Origin of the sequence: Microbacterium esteraromaticum, from assembly GCF_017303215.1 — a bacterium.
GTDB classification, from domain to species: Bacteria; Actinomycetota; Actinomycetes; order Actinomycetales; family Microbacteriaceae; genus Microbacterium; species Microbacterium esteraromaticum_C.
This window is the reverse complement of sequence record NZ_JAEMWU010000003.1, coordinates 131,549-150,430: the sequence shown is the minus strand read 5'-3', so window position 1 is coordinate 150,430 and position 18,882 is coordinate 131,549. Positions and strand designations below refer to the sequence as shown.

At 69.1% G+C, this 18,882-nt stretch carries 18 protein-coding genes; 13 read left to right on the top strand and 5 right to left on the bottom strand.

Translation table 11 applies throughout. The features are described 5' to 3' along the window. Nucleotides 1-39: 39 nt before the first annotated feature. On the bottom strand, nt 40-1,488 hold the full coding sequence (locus JF543_RS13500; protein ID WP_179410362.1) for an NAD(P)H-quinone dehydrogenase: 1,449 nt from the start codon (nt 1,486-1,488) through the stop codon (nt 40-42). A gap of 48 nt (nt 1,489-1,536) precedes the next feature. Between JF543_RS13500 and JF543_RS13495 the strand changes: the two genes are divergently transcribed. Genes JF543_RS13495 through JF543_RS13485 form a run of 3 tightly spaced genes read left to right on the top strand, consistent with a single transcriptional unit; the run spans nt 1,537 to nt 4,324 of the window. After that, nucleotides 1,537-2,370, top strand: coding sequence for a purine-nucleoside phosphorylase (locus JF543_RS13495; RefSeq protein WP_179410361.1), 834 nt, complete (start codon nt 1,537-1,539; stop codon nt 2,368-2,370). Then, entirely contained in the window at nt 2,367-4,055 is a 1,689-nt protein-coding gene (locus JF543_RS13490; RefSeq protein WP_206824767.1) for a phospho-sugar mutase, read from the top strand. Before JF543_RS13495 ends, JF543_RS13490 begins: the two co-directional genes overlap by 4 nt. Next, on the top strand, nt 4,052-4,324 hold the full coding sequence (locus JF543_RS13485) for an HPr family phosphocarrier protein (protein WP_179410359.1): 273 nt from the start codon (nt 4,052-4,054) through the stop codon (nt 4,322-4,324). The genes JF543_RS13490 and JF543_RS13485 overlap by 4 nt, the downstream gene beginning before the upstream one ends. Here JF543_RS13485 and JF543_RS13480 read toward each other — a convergent pair. Then, a complete protein-coding gene (locus JF543_RS13480; RefSeq protein ID WP_206822185.1) occupies nt 4,311-6,227 on the bottom strand; it encodes a BglG family transcription antiterminator in 1,917 nt (638 codons plus the stop codon). The genes JF543_RS13485 and JF543_RS13480 overlap by 14 nt on opposite strands. Nucleotides 6,228-6,406: 179 nt before the next feature. Here JF543_RS13480 and JF543_RS13475 point away from each other — a divergent pair, with 179 nt between their 5' ends. From JF543_RS13475 to JF543_RS13430, 10 genes are all read left to right on the top strand, one after another. After that, nucleotides 6,407-6,730 (top strand): hypothetical protein, encoded by a 324-nt coding sequence (locus tag JF543_RS13475; RefSeq protein WP_206822184.1) that lies wholly within the window; start codon nt 6,407-6,409, stop codon nt 6,728-6,730. Next, the gene (locus JF543_RS13470) at nt 6,727-7,002 is read left to right on the top strand and encodes an HPr family phosphocarrier protein (RefSeq protein WP_179410356.1); all 276 of its coding nucleotides are present in this window, start codon (nt 6,727-6,729) and stop codon (nt 7,000-7,002) included. Before JF543_RS13475 ends, JF543_RS13470 begins: the two co-directional genes overlap by 4 nt. Then, nucleotides 6,999-8,654 carry a phosphoenolpyruvate--protein phosphotransferase gene (ptsP, locus tag JF543_RS13465; RefSeq protein WP_206824766.1) on the top strand — a complete coding sequence of 552 codons (1,656 nt, stop codon included), beginning with the start codon at nt 6,999-7,001 and terminating at the stop codon, nt 8,652-8,654. The genes JF543_RS13470 and ptsP overlap by 4 nt, the downstream gene beginning before the upstream one ends. A 38-nt stretch (nt 8,655-8,692) precedes the next feature. After that, entirely contained in the window at nt 8,693-10,303 is a 1,611-nt protein-coding gene (locus tag JF543_RS13460; RefSeq protein WP_206822179.1) for a PTS mannitol transporter subunit IICB, read from the top strand. Then, nucleotides 10,300-10,734 (top strand): PTS sugar transporter subunit IIA, encoded by a 435-nt coding sequence (locus JF543_RS13455; RefSeq protein ID WP_206822177.1) that lies wholly within the window; start codon nt 10,300-10,302, stop codon nt 10,732-10,734. The genes JF543_RS13460 and JF543_RS13455 overlap by 4 nt, the downstream gene beginning before the upstream one ends. Before the next feature lie 13 nt (nt 10,735-10,747). After that, nucleotides 10,748-11,920 carry a mannitol-1-phosphate 5-dehydrogenase gene (locus JF543_RS13450; RefSeq protein ID WP_206824848.1) on the top strand — a complete coding sequence of 391 codons (1,173 nt, stop codon included), beginning with the start codon at nt 10,748-10,750 and terminating at the stop codon, nt 11,918-11,920. A gap of 90 nt (nt 11,921-12,010) precedes the next feature. Beyond that, nucleotides 12,011-13,315 carry a flavin-containing monooxygenase gene (locus JF543_RS13445; RefSeq protein WP_206824765.1) on the top strand — a complete coding sequence of 435 codons (1,305 nt, stop codon included), beginning with the start codon at nt 12,011-12,013 and terminating at the stop codon, nt 13,313-13,315. After that, a complete protein-coding gene (locus JF543_RS13440) occupies nt 13,315-14,295 on the top strand; it encodes a bile acid:sodium symporter family protein (protein WP_206824763.1) in 981 nt (326 codons plus the stop codon). Before JF543_RS13445 ends, JF543_RS13440 begins: the two co-directional genes overlap by 1 nt. Further along, complete coding sequence (locus tag JF543_RS13435) at nt 14,292-15,239, top strand: SDR family oxidoreductase (protein WP_206824761.1); 948 nt, start codon at nt 14,292-14,294, stop codon at nt 15,237-15,239. Before JF543_RS13440 ends, JF543_RS13435 begins: the two co-directional genes overlap by 4 nt. Nucleotides 15,240-15,248: 9 nt before the next feature. Continuing rightward, complete coding sequence (locus JF543_RS13430; protein WP_206824760.1) at nt 15,249-16,013, top strand: alpha/beta hydrolase; 765 nt, start codon at nt 15,249-15,251, stop codon at nt 16,011-16,013. Nucleotides 16,014-16,037: 24 nt separating this feature from the next. Here JF543_RS13430 and JF543_RS13425 read toward each other — a convergent pair whose 3' ends face one another. From JF543_RS13425 to JF543_RS13415, 3 genes are read right to left on the bottom strand one after another with little or no spacing between them, the layout of a single operon-like run. Continuing rightward, complete coding sequence (locus tag JF543_RS13425) at nt 16,038-17,153, bottom strand: adenosine deaminase (RefSeq protein ID WP_206822167.1); 1,116 nt, start codon at nt 17,151-17,153, stop codon at nt 16,038-16,040. Further along, complete coding sequence (locus tag JF543_RS13420; RefSeq protein WP_206551723.1) at nt 17,150-18,469, bottom strand: thymidine phosphorylase; 1,320 nt, start codon at nt 18,467-18,469, stop codon at nt 17,150-17,152. The genes JF543_RS13425 and JF543_RS13420 overlap by 4 nt, the downstream gene beginning before the upstream one ends. Continuing rightward, entirely contained in the window at nt 18,466-18,864 is a 399-nt protein-coding gene (locus JF543_RS13415; protein WP_179410346.1) for a cytidine deaminase, read from the bottom strand. Before JF543_RS13415 ends, JF543_RS13420 begins: the two co-directional genes overlap by 4 nt. Between the last annotated feature and the right edge of the window lie 18 nt (nt 18,865-18,882).

Sequence of the window (18,882 nt, the reverse complement as noted above, 5' to 3'; positions counted from 1 at the left end):
TCGACCGGGCCTCTTCGCGTGTCTCGTCTGCGCGACGGATCAGGCGTTGTTGACCTCGTGCATCGCCCGGCTCGCGTCGGTGATGCTCGATGTGAGCGACGGGTATGCCGCGAACACGCGCGAGACCTGGTCGACGTTCATCCGGCGCTCGACGGCCATCGCCAGCGGGTAGATCAACTCGGACGCCTTCGGCGCCACGATCACGCCGCCGATCACCGTGCCCGATCCGCGGCGGGCGATGATCTTCACGAAACCGTCCTTGATGCCCATCATCTTGGCCCGGGGGTTGGCCGCGAGCGGCAGCTTGTACGAGATGCCCTCGGCCGCACCGTTCTCGATGTCGCGCTCCGAGTAACCGACCGTGGCGATCTCGGGGGCGGTGAAGATGTTTGCGGTGATCTTGCGGTGCTCCAGCGGGATCACGATGTCGCCGAGCGCGTGGAACACCGCCGTGCGCCCCTGCATCGAGGCGACGGATGCCAGGGGGAAGAAGTTCGTGCAGTCGCCGACCGCGTAGACGTTCGGCACCGAGGTGCGTGCCACGCGGTTGACGCTCACGTGCCCGGACGCGTCGAGCTCGATGCCGGCCTCTTCGAGGCCGATTCCCGCGGTGTTGGGGATCGAGCCGACGGCCATCAAGCAGTGGCTGCCCTCGACGGTGCGTCCGTCCGAGAGCGTCACCAGCACGCCGCCCTCGGTGCGTTCGACCTTCTCGGCGCGCGACTTCGACAGCACCTGCATGCCGCCGCGCTTGAAGACCTTCTCAAGCACATGAGCCGCATCGACGTCCTCGCCGGGCAGCACCTGGTCACGGCTGGAGACCAACGTCACCTTGGCACCGAGGTTCATGTACGCCGAGGCGAACTCGGCGCCGGTCACGCCCGAACCCACCACGATCAGGTGCTCGGGGAGCGCCTTCATGTCGTACAGCTGGGTCCACGTGAGGATGCGCTCCCCATCGGGCTTGGCCGAGTCCAGTTCGCGTGGCGACGCACCGACCGAGACGACGACCGTGTCGGCCTCGATCCGATCGAAGTCCGTGCCGCCCGGGCCGGTGGCGACGATGATCGCATTGGGGCCTTCGAGGCGCCCGTGACCCGACAGGATGCGCACGCCTGCTTCGAGCAGCGTGGCACGCATGTCTTCGGACTGCTGGCCGGCCAGTGCGAGCAGTCTCTTGTTCACGGCGGCGAGGTTGATCGCGATCTCGGGCTTGAGCGGCTTGCCGTGCGCACCCTTGGCATAGAACTGCACGCCGAGGTCGGTCGCCTCAGAGATCGCGACGGCAGCATCCGCGGTCGCGATGAGGCTCTTGGACGGAACCACGTCGGTGAGCACAGCGGATCCGCCGACGCCCACGCGTTCGACGAGTGTCACCTCGGCACCGAGCTGGGCTGCGGCGAGCGCTGCCTCGTAGCCACCGGGGCCACCGCCGAGCACAGCCACACTCTGACGGTTCGCGAAGGAAGTCTGAGACATGATCTCCATTCTTCCCCAATCCTGGCACCACAGCCGACACCTTCCTAGAGTGGAGTCATGCTTGACACTGCTTCTCACCCCCTCGACGACGCGAACGCCGATCCGTCCGCCATCGCCGCCCAGGCCGCTGCCGACATCGCGCGTCTGACCGGGGTCGACCATCACGACATCGCCCTGACGCTCGGTTCGGGCTGGGGCAAGGCCGCCGAGATCATCGGTGAGACCATCGCCACGGTTCCCGCCACTGAGGTCACCGGCTTCTCGCGCCCCGCTCTGGAGGGCCACGTCGGCACGCTGCGCAGCATCCGCACGCCCGACGGCAAGAACGTGCTCGTCATCGGCGCCCGCACGCACTACTACGAGGGCCACGGCGTGCGACGCGTCGTGCACAGCGTGCGCACGGCGGCCGCGACGGGCGCGAAGATCATGGTGCTCACGAACGGTGCCGGCGGCATCCGCGAGAGCTGGAAGCCCGGCCAGCCCGTGCTGATCAGCGATCACATCAACCTCACCGCCGACTCGCCGCTCGAGGGCGCGACGTTCGTCGACCTGACCGACCTGTACTCGACCCGTCTGCGCGAGGTCGCGCGCGGCGTCGACCCGACGCTCGACGAGGGCGTGTACACGCAGCTGCGCGGCCCGCACTACGAGACCCCCGCCGAGGTGCGGATGGTCGGGCGCATGGGCGGCGACATCGTCGGCATGTCGACCGCACTCGAGGCGATCGCCGCGCGTGAAGCCGGTATGGAGGTGCTGGGCTTCTCGCTCATCACGAACCTCGCCGCCGGCATCCAGCAGACCCCGCTGAGCCACGAAGAGGTCATCGAAGCCGGACGCGAGGCCGAGCCGGTGATCTCGGCACTGCTGGCCCGAGTGATCGAGGCACTGTGAACGACACGCATGCCGCTGAGCGGCTCGCCCAGGCCCGCGCGTGGCTCCGGCAGGACCCCGACCCCGAGACCCGCGATGAACTGGCCGGTGTGATCACGCGCGCCGCGGGAGGCGACGCGGCCGCCGCGGCCGACCTCGACGACCGCTTCCGCACCCGCCTGGCCTTCGGCACGGCGGGCCTGCGCGGTGCGCTCGGTGCGGGCAGCAACCGCATGAACCGGGTGCTGGTGGCGCAGGCCGCCGCCGGCTTCGCCGACTTCCTGCGCAGCCGTGGGAGTGCGACCGACGGGCGACCGACGGTCGTGGTCGGCTACGACGGACGCCGCAACTCGCGTCGTTTCGCGCAGGACTCTGCCGAGCTGTTCGCTGGGGCGGGTCTGCGGGCCATCCTGTTGCCGCGTCTGTTGCCGACGCCGGTGCTCGCCTTCGCCGTGCGCCACTTCGACGCCGATGCCGGTGTGATGGTCACCGCCAGCCACAACCCGCCCGACGACAACGGCTACAAGGTCTACCTCGGCGGCGCCGATGGCGGGTCGCAGATCGTCGCGCCGGTGGATGCCGAGATCGCGGACTGCATCCAGCGGGTCGCGGATGCCGGTGACGTGGGCTCCCTGCCGCGTTCCACGGCGTACGAGACCGCGGGTGAGGAGGTGGTCGATGCGTACATCGCTGCCACCGCCGCGCTGGCGCCCGCCCCGTTCGGCGTGCAGGAGATGCGCTGGGTCTACACCGCGATGCACGGAGTGGGCTGGGAGACGTTCTCACGCGTGTTGAAGGCGGCAGGCTACCCCGCGCCCCGCGTCGTGGACGAGCAGCGTGACCCGGATGCCGGTTTCCCGACCGTCGCGTTCCCCAACCCCGAGGAGCCGGGCGCGCTGGACCTGTCGTTCGCGCGGGCACGCACCGCGGACGCGGAGTTCATCTTGGCCAACGACCCCGACGCCGACCGTCTCGCCGTGGCGATCCCCGACGGCGACGGCGGGTGGCGCCGCCTGACCGGCAACGAGGTCGGCCTGCTGCTGGGCTGGCGCGCCGCGAAGGCCGCGCAGGAGGCCGGAACGGCTGGTGCCTCGCTGGCGTGCTCGCTGGTGTCCTCCCCCGGCCTCGGCGTGATCGCCGAGCGCTACGGACTCGACTTTCACGAGACCCTGACCGGGTTCAAGTGGATCTCGCGTGCCCCGGGCATGGTGTTCGGCTTCGAGGAAGCCCTCGGGTACCTGGTCAACCCCGACACAGTGCGCGACAAGGACGGCATCTCGGCCGCGGTCGCGATGCTCGGAATGGCCGCGGATGCCCGCGTGCGGGGCACCACGATTGCCGGGCTGCTCAACGAGCTGGGCGCCGAGGTGGGTCACTTCGCCAGCGGTCAGGTCTCGATCCGCGTCGACGATGTGGCCGTGATCCCGGCGCTGATGGCATCGCTGCGCGGGCAGCATCCGACGGCATTCGGTGCGCGTAGCGTCGCCGGCGCCGAAGACCTGGCCGAGGGCGGCGACGGCGTGCCCGCCGGCGATGTGCTGCGGTACCGTCTCGACGACGGGTCGCGGGTCATCGTTCGCCCCAGCGGCACCGAGCCCAAGCTCAAGGTCTACGTCGATGCGCGCGGTGCGACACCGGACGAGGCGACGACCGCGGTCTCGGAGATCGAGTCGGCCGTGCGGGAGCTGCTCGCGGAGCGGGGATGAGCCCGCTGCGTCGGCGCGTCACGGTCGCCGTCGAGCACGGCGTGCACGCACGGCCGGTCGCGGAGCTGGTGCGACTGGCCGAACAGCACGGCGCGCCGGTGATGCTGTCGACCGACAGCGGTCAACGCGTCGATCTCTCCAGCGTGCTGGCGGTGATGGATCTGGCCATCGCCGCCGGCGACGAGGTCGTGCTCGAGGTCGCCCCGTCACCGGGGGCCGACGCACTGCTGGATGCCCTGTCAGAAGTGCTCGCCGCTACCCGTCGATGACGGCGACCAGCTCGTCGAGGAACGATTCGACGTCGACCGACCGGCGCACGATGCGCTGCACGCTGTCGCGTTCGCTGAACACCTCTACGAGCTGTTCGAAGATGGTCTGGAACGCATCGCGGTCCGTGCTGCTGAAGGCCGCCAGCGCGACGACCTGAACACGCCCGCTGCCCCAGGCGACGGATCCGTCGGCGATGCCGATCGCGATCGCGGTGCGCCGTGCGCTCATCTGCAGGGCGTGCGGCACCGCGAGCGCATCGGTGAACGCCGTCGACGACATCCGTTCGCGCGCGATGGTGTTCTCGACGTACTCCTCATCGATCAGGCTCGCCCGCACGAGCGTGCCACCCAACCGCCGGATGATCGCCTCATCGCCCTCATCGGGCAGCGGGACGATGAACGCATCGGCTGAGAAGTAGCGTTGCAGCTCGTCGCGCAACCGACGCAACCGCCGCGTGCGCCGGATACGGCCGGCCGCCTGCTGCACCCGGTCGACGTCGGCTTCGGAGAGGAACGGCTGGATGCGCACGATGCGGTCGTCGACACCGCTGAGCGGAACCGTGCTGAGCACCAGGTCGGTGTCGAGCACCGCCCGATCCGGGTCGACACTGGTCTCCACCCGCACGACCTCGATGAGCTGCCCCAGTGATCGGTCGACGCTGGAGCGCAACAGCTCCTGCAACTCGCGATAGCCGGGGCACACGATGGTGGCGGTGAGGATCACGTCGTCTGCCCGGCTTCGCTCAAGCCTGCCACCGACGTGCATGGCGATGTAGGCGATCTCGTCCTCATGCAATGGGACGCCGAGGCGTTCGTGCAAGCCGCTCGCGATCGAGACGGCCACCTCGAAGATCATCGGGTAGGAGGATTTCAGCGAACGGGTGAGCGGGTTGCGCGTCCACGCCTGCTCCTGTGAGCGCCGCAGCAGGTTCTGCACGTGCAGTGTCAGGCGCAGCAGGAACGCGTCGTCGACGAGGTCGACCTGGTAATCATGCGCCGCTTGTTCGATCTCGGTCCGCACGGCGTCGGCGACAGCGGCGTCCACGAGGTGCGAGGCCTCCCGACGCCGATGGTCATCCGGTGCGACCACCCTGGTCAATACGAGATCAGCGAGGTGCTCGCGATCGCCGTCCCCCAAAGCGATGCCGAAATGCTCGGCGGCGAGGTCGACGATCGCCGCGCCGACGGCATCCACGGCGGTATCCGTCGAGACCGCACGGGCTTCCAGCGCCCTCCCCGCAGCGACCCGCTCGGCGGCGATCGTGATGTGCAGCAGCACGTCACTGATGGCGAGTTCGTTGACGTAGTACCCGAGGGCGCCGAGCTCGGCCACCAGCGCCGCTTTGAAGGGCGCCACAGCCTCGGCGGGCACGGCTGCGGGCGCCAGCGCACGCTGCAGCGCATCGGCCCTGAGCGGGCCAGCATCCATCTCGTCCTGCGCGAGCCTGCTCAGCAGGCGGCGCAGAGCCTGCTCGTCACCGCGCAGGCGTACGCGGTCGTGATCCCGCTCCAGGCGCACGGCGGACCCCTCGAGCAGGGCGCGCACACGGGCGAGGTCGCTCTCCAACGTGGTCTCGCTGATGTGCAGCACCAGCGCGGTGTCGAAAATGTCGATGCCGTCGGGGTCATCGACCAGGGTGCGCACGAGCTGGTGCAGCCTGGCGCGTGGCGTTCCCGCGCGGTCGACCGTGCTTCTCGCTTCGGCGGCTGCGGCTCCAGCCCGGTAGCCGGCCGGGCCGGATTCGACGGCGTCCGCGTGAGGGACGCGCGCATTCAGCGCCGCAACGTACGAGCGGATACTGCGCGGTGTCACCCCGAGCTGATCGGCGAGGCTCGCGGCGGTCGCCCATCCGTCTTCCCGGAGCAGGACGGCGAGTAGCCGGTCCTGACGCTGCCGTGACATTCGTGCGCACCTCCCCGTGGTGTCTGGGCCTCCATGATGCCAGCAGCCACGGCGCGGCGGGCCGTGGCCGAAGTTCCGCGGGGGCGGAAGAAAGCCCATTGGAATGGCATGCACGCCCCTGGGCACACTGAGATCCTGGGCCCGATCCGCGGGTCCGACAGGCTCGAAGAGAGACATCGATGAGGATCCTCGTGGTGTGCGGCGCCGGTGCGTCCAGCACATTCGTCGCACGGCGGCTGGCGCGAGCGGCCGATGCCACCGGCCTGGCGCTGTCCACCGAGGCAGGCACCGAGCACACCGCCCTGACAGCCGTGGGCATCGATCTGGTGCTCATTGGTCCGCATCTGAGCGACCGGTCCGACCGCATCCGCACGGCGCTCTCCGGCCGTACGCACGTCGTCGATCTTCCCGATGACGTCTTCACCGATCTCGACGGCAGCCGCACGCTGCGTCTCGTCCGCGACGCGATGGGCGCGCCGCATAACCGGAAGGGAACACCATGACCTCCTCCCGCACCGTACGGGTCGGCTCCTCGCACGGCCTGCACGCCCGCCCCGCCAAGCTGTTCGCGCAAGCGGCGAAGGAAGCGGGCATCCCGGTGACCATCGCCAAGGACGCCGGCAAGGCCGTCAACGCCGCCAGCATCCTCAGCGTCATCTCGCTCGGTATCGACTTCGGCGACCACGTCGTACTCACTGCAGACGGAGACGACGCCGAGCACGTGCTCGACATGCTCACCGAACTGCTGACCACCGACCACGACGAGGACGCATGAGCACGCTCCGCGGTGTCGGAATCGGGCTGGGCGCGGCATCAGGCCCGGTCGCTCGCATGGCCGAGGCGCTCCCCGCCCCCACGAAGCAGTCCAGCAGCATCGGCACTGACGCCGAACGCTCGCGCGCCCGCGACGCCGTCAATACCGTCGCCGCGGATCTGCAACAGCGCGCGGATGCCGTCACCGGAACGGCACGAGAAGTGCTCGAAGCACAGGCCATGATCGCCGAGGATCCCACGCTGCAGGAGGAGATCGACGCACGGCTCGACGAGGGCACGACGGCGGAGTGGGCCGTGCACGACGCCTTCGCCGGCTTCCGCGCCACGCTCGAGGCGGTCGGTGGATACCTCGGCGAGCGTGCAGCCGACCTCGACGACATCGCGCAGCGCGTGCTGGCGCGTCTGCGCGGCGTCGCCGCACCGGGTGTGCCCGATCCGGGGCATCCGTTTGTGCTCGTCGCCCGCGATCTGGCACCCGCCGACACCGCTCTGCTGAACCTCGACCGCGTACTCGCCCTGGTCACCACGGACGGTGGCCCGACCTCGCACACCGCGATCCTCGCGCGTGAGAAGGGCATCGTCGCAGTCGTCGGCGCCGCCGGCGCCGCACATCTCACTGACGGTCAGACGGTGATCGTCGATGCCGCTACGGGCATCGTCAATGACGCGCCGACGGAGGACGAGGTCGCCTCGGTGCAGGAGCGGCAAGCAGTACGCGACGCGACCGAGGCCGAACCGACCGCCGGCGCGCTCGCGGACGGCACGCCTGTCGCCCTGCTGGCCAACCTCGGCAAGCCCGGTGACGCCGCCGATGCGGTGGCGCGCGGCGCCGAGGGAGTCGGGCTGTTCCGCACCGAGTTCCTCTTCCTGTCCGCGTCGCAAGCGCCGACGATCGCCCAGCAACGGGAGTCCTACATCGAACTGCTGCAGGCGTTTGCAGGGCGCAAGGTCGTCGTGCGGCTACTCGATGCCGGCGCCGACAAGCCACTGGCGTTCCTCAACGACGCACACGAAGGCAACCCCGCCCTCGGTCTGCGTGGGCTGCGGGCGCTGCGCGCCAGCGAAGACATCCTGCGCGAGCAGCTCACGGCCCTGGCAGAGGCGGATGCCGCCACCTCGGCGGATCTGTGGGTCATGGCGCCGATGGTGACCACGGTCGAAGAGACCGCCTACTTCACGGGGCTCGCCCGGGAATTCGGGCTGAAGACAGCGGGGGTCATGGTCGAGGTCCCCGCGAGCGCACTGCTGGCCGACCGCGTGCTCGCTCATGCCGACTTCGCTTCAATCGGCACCAACGATCTCACCCAGTACACGATGGCCGCAGACCGGCTGCTCGGGTCGGTCGCCGGGTTCCAGGACCCCTGGCATCCCGCCGTCCTGCGGCTGGTGCGCGAGGTCGGCTCCGCCGGCGAGCGGCACGGCAAGCCCGTCGGCATCTGCGGTGAGGCCGCCGCCGACCCCCTACTAGCGGTCGTGCTCGTCGGCCTCGGCGCGACGAGCCTGTCGATGGCGCCCGCCGCTCTCGCCGATGTGCGCCGGGCACTCGCCATGCACACTCGCGACGCCGCCCGCACGCTCGCCGACGCCGCTCTGGGCGCCGATGACGCCATCGGCGCGCGCGAAGCCGCGCGCGCCGCCTCCCACCCGTTCTGACGCTGTACCCGCCTCACCCGAGAAGAGAGAGACACATCATGACGACGACGTCACCCACCAGAGTCGGAGGAGCCCGCGTCGCGGTGCAACGCTTCGGCACGTTCCTGTCCGGCATGATCATGCCGAACATAGCGGCGTTCATCGCCTGGGGCTTCATCACCATGCTCTTCATTCCCGCCGGCTTCTTCGGCGAGAAGAGCCCATTCGGCTGGCACTGGTATCCGGTCGCCGAGATCATCGGCGGCGGCGGCGATGCGGCCGTGATCAACTGGCCGGGTGCCATGACCGCTCTGGCGGAAGGCGACGGCGGTAACTTCTTCGCCTACGTCGGGCTGGTCGGCCCGATGATCACCTATCTGCTGCCCCTGCTGATCGCCAACACCGCCGGCCGCATGGTCTACGGCGAGCGCGGTGGCGTGGTCGCCACCATCGCGACGATGGGTGTCATCCTCGGCACGAACATCCCGATGTTCCTTGGCGCCATGATCATGGGCCCGATCGCCGCGTGGATCACCAAGCGGATGGATCGCCTGTGGGACGGCAAGATCAAGCCCGGCTTCGAGATGTTGATCAACAACTTCTCGGCCGGAATCCTGGGCATGGTGCTCGCCATCGCCGGCTTCTTCGCGTTCGGTCCGTTCTTCCTCGGCATCAGCGCCGTACTGGGCACCGCCGTCGACTGGCTGGTGACCTACAACCTGCTGCCGCTGGTGTCGATCATCGTGGAACCGGCGAAGGTGCTGTTCCTGAACAACGCCATCAACCACGGCGTGTTCACGCCCTTGGGAATCGAGCAGGCTGCCGAGACCGGAAAGTCGATCCTGTTCCTGATCGAGGCCAACCCCGGTCCCGGCGTGGGTTTGCTGCTCGCCTTCAGCTTCTTCGGTGTCGGCGCGGCCAAGGCGTCGGCCCCCGGCGCGGCGATCATCCAGTTCTTCGGCGGCATCCACGAGATCTACTTCCCGTACGCGCTGAGCAAGCCGGCCACGATCCTGGCGCTGATCGCCGGCGGCATGGCGGGCGTGACGACGAACATGGTCCTGGGCGGCGGGCTGGGCTTCCCGGCGGCGCCCGGCAGCATCATCGCCGTCACGGCAGCGGCCATCGGTCCTGGCGTGGGCAACCTGCTGGTCGTGTATCTGTCGGTGGTGATCGCGGCGACGGTCACGTTCCTGATCACGGCGGTGATCCTGCGCGCCTCACGTCGTCGCGACCTGCTCGCCGAGACCGACTCCTTCGACGCAGCCATCGCGCAGACCGAGGCGAACAAGGGGCGTTCGTCCGCCGCGATGGACGCGCTGCGCGCCCAGGGCGGAGCGACCACGACTGGAACCGTCGCAACCAAGCAGATCACCAGCGTCGTGTTCGCCTGCGATGCCGGTATGGGGTCGTCGGCGATGGGCGCCAGCGTGCTGCGCAACAAGATCAAGAAGGCGGGAATCGAGGGAGTGACCGTGACTAACGCCGCGATCGCGAACCTCGACGGCACCGCAGACGTGATCATCACGCAGCAGCAGCTGACCGACCGCGCCACGGCCAAGTCCCCCGACGCGGTGCACGTCTCGGTCGACAACTTCATGAGCTCGCCGCGCTACGACGAGGTCGTCGAGATGATCCGCGAATCCACCCCGGAACAGGAGAAGAAATGAGCGTTCTGACACTCGACCGCGTCCGCATCCGCCCCGGCGGAGTCACGCGGGACGAGGCGCTGCAGGAGGCCGCCGACGTGCTGGTCGCCGCCGGTGCCGTCACCGGCGACTACCTCGCCGCGATGCACCAGCGCGAGAGCACGGTATCGACGTACATGGGCAACGGGTTGGCCATCCCCCACGGCACCAACGACGCCAAGGAGACCGTGCTCGGCTCGGCTCTGAGCGTCGTGCGCTACGACGGTGGTGTCGACTGGGACGGCGAGCGCGCGACGTTCGTGATCGGCATCGCCGGCAAGGACGGCGAGCACCTCGAGATCCTCTCGCAGATCGCCCTGCTGTTCTCGGATGAGGACGAAGTGAACCGGCTAAACACCGTCGGCAGCAGGGAGGAGCTGTTCGCGCTGCTGTCATCGGTCAATGAAGCGTGAGCGGGGGCTCATGATGAAGGCCGTCCACTTCGGCGCCGGGAACATCGGACGCGGGTTCGTCGGGCTGCTGCTGCACGAGGGCGGCTACGAGCTGGTGTTCGCCGACGTCGCCTCCGCTTTGGTCGACGCGATCAACGCGGCCGAGGATTACACGGTGCACGAGGTCGGCGAAGGCGGTCGGAACACCCGGGTGACCGGGTTCCGGGCGATCAACAGTGCCACCGCCCCTGAGGCGCTGGTCGCTGAGATCGCGGATGCTGACCTGGTGACCACCGCGGTGGGTCCGAACGTGCTGCCCTTCGTCGCCGCACCGATCGTCGATGCGCTGCGACGTCGGTCCGCCGCGTCAGCACCGTTGCAGGTGATGGCGTGCGAGAACGCGATCGGCGCCACCGACACGCTGCGTGCGGCGGTCGCCGACCAGGCGGGGGCAGAGTGGGACGCGCTGTCCCGCCGTGCAGTGTTCGCCAACACCGCGGTCGACCGTATCGTGCCGGGTCAACCTGCAGGGGGAGGCATCGATGTGACGGTCGAGCCGTTCTTCGAATGGGCGATCGAACGCGCGCCGTTCGGTGACAGCCCCCCGCGGATTCCCGGCGCGCACTTCGTCGACGATCTGGCACCCTACATCGAGCGCAAGTTGTTCACCGTGAACACCGGCCACGCGACGACGGCCTACCTTGGCGCGCAGGCCGGAATCGAGCGCATCTCGGACGCGCTGGCCGATGACGGCATCCGCTCGGGAGTGTCAGCGGCCCTGGCAGAGACATCGGCCTTGCTCGCAGCCGTGCACGGATTCGATCCGGACGATCTCGCGGCGTATCGTGCGACCATCCTTCACCGGTTCGCGAACCCCGCGCTGCCGGACACCGTCTGGCGCGTCGGCCGCCAGCCCGTGCGCAAGCTCTCACGGCACGAGCGGTTCGTGGGTCCTGCCGCGCGGGGCGCCGAGTTGGGACTGCCGACCACGGCGCTCGTGCGCGCCATCGCGGCCGCCCTCGCGTTCGATGATCCCGCCGACGAGCAGTCCGTCGAACTGCAGCGGCGGCTGCGCACCGAGGATGCCATCTCGCTGGCCACTTCAGTGACGGGCCTCCAGGACGGGCATCCGCTGTTCCCCGCCGTGAGGGACGCGTTCGTCGCGCGCGCCGACACACTCAGCGCGCGCGGACCACACGCCCCGTAGGGCGGGCTTGCGAGATCTCCCCGGGTAACCGCTACGATCAGGGTTACCCGGGGGGATCGTCTGCGATGCACGACGTCGTGCGGGAGTGAAATGAACAGATATGCCGTCATCGGTGCCGGCCCGTCAGGTCTCGCCGCCGCGCGCGCCCTCCAGCGGCGCGGCATCCACGTCACCGGCTACGAGGCCTCGTCCGGGGTCGGCGGGCTGTGGGACATCGATAATCCCCGCAGCACGATGTATGAGTCGGCGCACGTGATCTCATCGCGCACCACCACGGAGTTCACCGAGTTCCCGATGGACTCGGACGTCGACTATCCGGGTCACCGGCTGCTGAAGGAGTACTTCGACGCGTACGCCGACCGGTTCAGTCTGCGTGAGCTGTTCCGGTTCAACACCCGGGTCATCAGACTCGAACCGGCCGGCGGCGCCGGCGACGGCTGGACGCTGCTCGCCGAGGGCGACGATCCCCAGCACTACGACGGCGTCATCCTTGCCAACGGCACCCTCGCCGAGCCCAACGTGCCGACCTTCACCGGGGCGTTCACCGGCGAGATCATGCACACCAGCCGGTACAAGCGCCCCGAGCAGCTCGCAGGACGCCGCGTTCTGGTCATCGGTGCGGGCAACTCCGGCTGCGACATCGCCGTCGATGCCGTGCACCATGCCGCGTCGGTCGACATGAGCGTGCGACGCGGTTACTACTTCGTGCCGCGGTATCTGTTCGGTCGTCCCTCCGACACCCTCAATCAGCGCCGCCCGCTTCCCGCACGCATCAAGCAGACCGTCGACGCGCGAGTGCTGCGTGCGTTCACCGGCGATCCGGTGCGCTTCGGATTCCCGAAGCCCGACTACCGCATCTACGAGTCGCACCCGATCGTCAACACGCTCATCCTGAATCACCTCGGGCAGGGCGACCTGCGCATCCGCGGTGACGTCGAGCGCTTCGACGGTACCCGCGTGCACTTCGGCGCATCGACGCACTTCCCCCAGGGCTCCGCCGCCGAGTACGACCTGATCCTGCTCGCGACGGGCTACACGCTCGACTATCCCTTCGTCGATCGGGAGCATCTGCACTGGGAGGCAGCGGCGCCGCGCCTGTTCCTCAATGTGTTCCCGCCCTCGTTCAACGGCCTGTACGTGATGGGCATGATCGAGGCGTCGGGCATCGGCTGGCAGGGGCGGTATGAGCAGGCCGAGCTGCTCGCGGCGTACCTCGATGCCGTCGACACGCGGCCCGCCGCGGCGACGGCGTTCCGCGAACGGGTGACCGGCGAACCCTGGCCCGACACCAGCGGCGGCTACCGGTACCTCGGGCTCGACCGCATGTCGTACTACGTCAACAAGGACGCCTACCGCTCGGCGGTGCGCACCGCCGCCCGGGCGCTGGAGGACTGATGGACTTCGACGACCTGGTGCTGAACTTCACCCCGGGCACCCTGCTGATCCTCAACGTCGTACTCGGCCTGATCATGTTCGGCATCGCTCTCGACACCGCACCGAAGGACTTTCGGGTCGTGGCGCGGCACCCGAAGCCGTTCGTCATCGCAATCCTGGCGCAACTGCTGGTGCTGCCGGCCGTCACGTTCGGACTCACCCTGATCCTGCCGGTCAGCGCATCGATGGCGCTCGGCATGATCGTCGTCGCCTGCTGCCCACCAGGCAACATCTCGCAGGTGCTCACTCATCGCTCGGGCGGCAACGTCGCCCTGTCAGTCTCGATGACCGCCGTCGGCAACCTGCTCTACATCATCGCGATGCCGATCAGCATCGCGTTCTGGGGCTCGCTGCACCCCACCGGACGCGATCTGCTGCGCACGGTCGCGTTGGATCCGTCGCGGATGCTGCTGGAGATCGTGCTGATCATCGGTGTGCCGTTTGCGCTCGGCCTGCTCTTGCGGGCGGCGCTGCCCGGCTTCGCGCGGCGCGTGCAGCCGTTCGTGCGCTGGTTCAGCCTGATCGCGCTGCTCGGGTTCATCATCGGCGCGCTGGCCGGCAACTGGGTGATCTTCGTCAGCGTCATCGGCACGGTGCTGATCGTCGTGGCGGTGCACGACGCCGTGGCCCTGGCGATCGGCTACGGCACCGCCGTCGTCGGCGGTCTCGGCAGTCGCGAACGCAAGGCGATGACGTTCGAGGTCGGCATCCGCAATGCCGGACTCGGGCTGGGGCTCATCTTCGCGTTCTTCGGCGGACTGGGTGGCATGGCCGTCGTCGCCGGTTGGTGGGGAATCTGGGACATCATCGCCGGGCTCCTCGTGGCGGGCCTGTGGGCGCGGCACACGCGCCGGCGCACCGGATCGGCGTCGGGTGACGCGAGCCGTCACGCGGCCGCCCCCGGCGCCGCGTCGGGCCCGAGCAACGAGGATGCCCGATGACGCGCGTTCTGGTCACCGGCGGTGCCGGGTTCCTCGGTTCGCATGTCACCGCTCTGCTGGCGGCACATCCCGCCGTCGATCTCGTCGTCAGCGGTGACCTGCGCGACTCTTCGGTTCCCGGTGTCGTCTCGGCGCCGTTCGACGTCACCGACGGTACGGCGCTGGCGCCCGTGCTGGCCCAGCACCGCATCGACACGGTTGTGCACTTGGCGGCGATCGTCAATCCGGGGCGCGACACCGACCTGGAGTACCGCGTCGACGTCACCGGCACTGAGAACCTGCTCACCGCCTGCGTGGCCACGGGCGTGCGACGCCTCGTCGTCTCCAGCTCGGGGGCCGCATACGGCTACCATCCCGACAATCCCGACTGGCTCACCGAGGACGATCCGGTGCGCGGCAACGACGAGTTCCCGTACTCGCGGCACAAGCGCCTCGTCGAGGAGCTGCTGGCGCGGGCGCGCGACGAGCATCCGCACCTTGAGCAGGTCGTCTTCCGCATCGGCACGATCCTCGGCCCGACCGTGCGCAACCAGATCACCGCGCTGTGGGACGGCCGCCGCCTGCTGCGCGTGGCGGGCTCCGAATCGCCGTTCGTGTTCGTCTGGGTCGACGACGTCGCCGCGGCGATGGTGCGCGCCGCGACCGATGGCCCGGCGGGCATCTTCAACGTCGCGGGCGACGGGCGCATGACCGTCCCCGAGATCGCCACGCGTCTCGACAAGCGGATGCTCGTGGTGCCGGCCTGGGCACTGAGTGGCGCCCTGTGGGTCGGCCGTGCACTGCGGCTGACGCCGCACGGCCCGCAGCAGGTGCGCTTCCTGCGGTACCGCCCCGTGCTCGACAACACTCGCCTCAAAGACCAGTTCGGCTACACGCCCCACCGCACCAGCCACGAGGCGTTCGAGCAGTACCTGCGCACGCATCCGGGCGTCGCGCGCGGGTAGCCTTGCGGGATGGCGAAGACACGCGCGGGTCGAGGCAGACGCGGCGGCCGCTGGCTGCGATGGACGCTGTGGGGCCTGCTCGCGGCCGTGGCGCTGGCGATCGCCGGGATGCTGGTGTGGAGTCAGGTCGGGGTGATGTCGGCCGAGCCGGAGCCTCTCGCCCGGGCCGAGGCGAACCCCGGGCTGGTGATCGACGATGCCCCGCAGGGCGTCGTGCTGACGCCGGCCGCCGGCGGATCAACCCGCGGGCTGGTGTTCATCCCCGGGGCGAAGGTGCAACCCGAGGCATACATCGCGATCCTGCAGGATGTGGCGGTCGAGCACGGTGTCTCGGTCGTGATCACCCGCCCCTGGTTGAATCTGGCGTTCTTCGACCCGCGCGGTATGGACGCCTTCACGTCGGCGGCGCCGAACGTGGACACGTGGATGGTCGGCGGGCACTCGCTCGGCGGAGTGCGCGGTTGCCAACTCGCCGGTGACGCCGACGCGCTCGTGCTGTTCGCCTCGTACTGCGCGGCGGACCTGTCGGGTTCCGGGCTGCCGGTGCTGAGCATCTCGGGTAGCGAGGACGGCCTGTCGACGCCGCAGAAGATCGCCGATGCCCGGGACCTGCTGCCCGCGGATGCCGAGATGGTGCAGATCGACGGCGCCGCGCACGCGTCGTTCGGCAACTACGGCCCGCAAGCTGGCGACGGCACGCCGAGCATCTCGGACGACGACATGCGAACACAGATCACCGAGCTCGTCAGCGGTCTCGCGGACGAGCTCGGCTGATCGCCGATCAGCGCTCGGCTCGGCTCAGCGTTCGAAGCCCTCGGCGATCATCTCGACAAGTTCCTCGCGCTCCTCGACCGGCAGGAACGCCGCCGCCGCCGCGTTGAACTGGAATGTCTCGAGGTCGTCCAGGTCATAGCCGAACGCGTCGACCAGCAGACCCAGCTCACGCGTGAGCGTCGTACCGCTCATGGTGCGGTTGTCGGTGTTGACCGTCACCGAGAAGCCGAGCTGGTACAGCAGATCGAACGGGTGATCGGCGATCTCGTCGCCCCAGCGGGCGATCGCACCGGTCTGCACGTTCGACGACGGCGACATCTCCAACGGGATCTCGCGGTCACGCACCCAGCGCGCGAGGTCGCCGAACTGCACGTGCACCTCGTCGCCCTCCTGTTCGATGATCTGCAGATCCTCGGCCAGACGCACACCGTGTCCGAGGCGCAACGCGCGCCCGTCGATCAGGGCCGAGCGGATGGATGCCAGTCCGGCCGCCTCTCCGGCGTGTACGGTCACGGGGAAGAACTCCGACGCCAGGAAGTCGAAGGCGTCCCGATGCTGCGAGGCGGGGAATCCGTCCTCGGCACCGGCGATGTCGAATCCGACGACGCCGCGCTCGCGGAACGCGACCGCGACCTCGGCGACTTCACGGGCCCGGTTGTCGTGGCGCATCGCCGAGAGGATCTGTCCGACGCGAATGCCACTACCCGCAGCATCCACCTCGTCCTCGCCCTCTTCGATGCCGCGCTGCACGGCATCCACGGCCTGCGCGAGGCTGAGGCCGCCGCCGACGTGCTGCTCGGGCGCCCAGCGCACCTCGCCGTAGATCACACCGTCCTGCGCGAGGTCTACGACGAACTCACGCGCGATGCGCGTGAGCGCGCGCTCGGACTGCATCACCGAGGTGACCAGGTCGAACGTCTTCAAGTACTCGGTCAGCGATCCGGCATTCGACTGCTCGGCGAACCAACGGCGCAAGCCGCGGGCATCCGCCGCCGGGGTCGGGATACCGGCCTCATCAGCCAGTTCCAGAATCGTCGCGGGCCGCACGCCACCGTCCAGGTGGTCATGCAACGACACCTTGGGGAGTTCGCGCAGGGACAGTCCCTGGATCTTGCGGTCTTCGTTCTGCGCGTTGGTCATCGCGTCATCTCCTCGGCTGTGATCCGCTCTCGGACGATCGGGGTCGTATCGGGCGCCGCGTCACCGATCGCATAGGAACCGTCGAGCGCCTCCAGGGCTCGGGCGAAGCGGCTCTCATCGTCGGCCGACAGGGTGAACAACGGCTGCCCCGCCGTGACGCGCTCCCCCGGCTTGACCGCGAGGTCGATTCCGGCAGCGTGCACGACGGCGTCCTCGGCACGCGCGCGCCCCGCACCCAGGCGCCAGGCCGAGATGCCGAACGCCAGGGCGTCCATGCGGGTGACGAAGCCATCGCGCTCCGCCGTGACGACGTGGGTCTCACGGGGCTGCGGCAGCGGTGCGGTCGGATCGCCGTCTTGCGCGCGGATCATCGCATTCCAGCGGTCCATGGCACGCCCGTCGTCGAGCGCGGCCTCGACATCCGCGTCCGGTTGCCCGGCCAGACTCAGCATCTCACGGGCCAGCGCGACCGTCAGTTCGCGCACGTCGGCGGGGCCGCCTCCGCCCAGCACCTCGACCGACTCGCGCACCTCGTTGGCGTTGCCGATCGCGCGGCCCAGCGGCGTGTTCATGTCGGTCAGCAACGCGGTGGTCGCCACCCCCGAGTCGGTGCCCAACGCGACCATGGTGCGTGCGAGTTCCCGGGCGCGATCGATGTCTTGCATGAACGCACCGTCACCGAACTTCACGTCCAGCACCAGCGCGTCCGTGCCTTCGGCGATCTTCTTCGACATGATGCTCGACGCGATCAGCGGGATCGCCTCGACCGTACCGGTGATGTCGCGCAGCGCGTAGAGCTTCTTGTCGGCCGGCGCCAGGCCCGAGCCAGCCGCGCAGATCACCGCGCCGACCTCGCCCTGAAGCTGGGCGAACATCTCGTCGTTCGAGAGCGCGGCGCGCCATCCGGGAATCGCCTCGAGCTTGTCGAGCGTGCCACCGGTGTGACCGAGTCCACGACCGCTCAACTGCGGCACCGCCACGCCGAACACGGCGACCAGGGGCGCCAGTGGCAGCGTGATCTTGTCGCCGACACCACCCGTCGAGTGCTTGTCGACCGTGCGCTTGCCGAGCGCAGCGAAGCTCATCCGCTCGCCTGAGGCGATCATCGCGTCGGTCAGCACCCGGATCTCGTCGCGCTGCATGCCGCGCTGGAAGATCGCCATCGCGAAAGAGGCCATCTGCGCATCCGAAACGTAGCCGCGCGTGTAGGCATCGACCATCCAGCGCAGGGCCGCCTCGGGGACGACACCTCCGTCGCGCTTGGCGCGGATGACGTCGATCGCGTCGAACGGCTCGATCGCGGTGGTGGCGCTCATCGGGCATCCTCCAGGTCTCGGGGCCCGAACGCGTCGGGAAGGACTTCATCGATGGTGCGGATGCCCGAAACGGTCTCGAGCAGCATGCCCGGCATCGCGTGCTCGAACAGCAGCTGGCGGCAGCGCCCGCACGGCATGATCGTCTCGCCGTCGTTGTTCACGCACACGAACGCGACCAGCTGGCCACCGCCCGACATGTGCAGGTCGCCCACCAGGGCACACTCAGCGCACAGCGTCACACCGTACGACGCGTTCTCGACGTTGCATCCGGCGACGATCCGGCCATCCCCCACGAGGGCGGCCGCCCCTACGCGGTACCGCGAGTACGGTGCGTAGGCCTTGTGCATGGCATCGGTGGCGATCTGACGCAGCTCGTCCCAGTCGATGTCGGTCATCTCTCTCCTCTGTCGCAG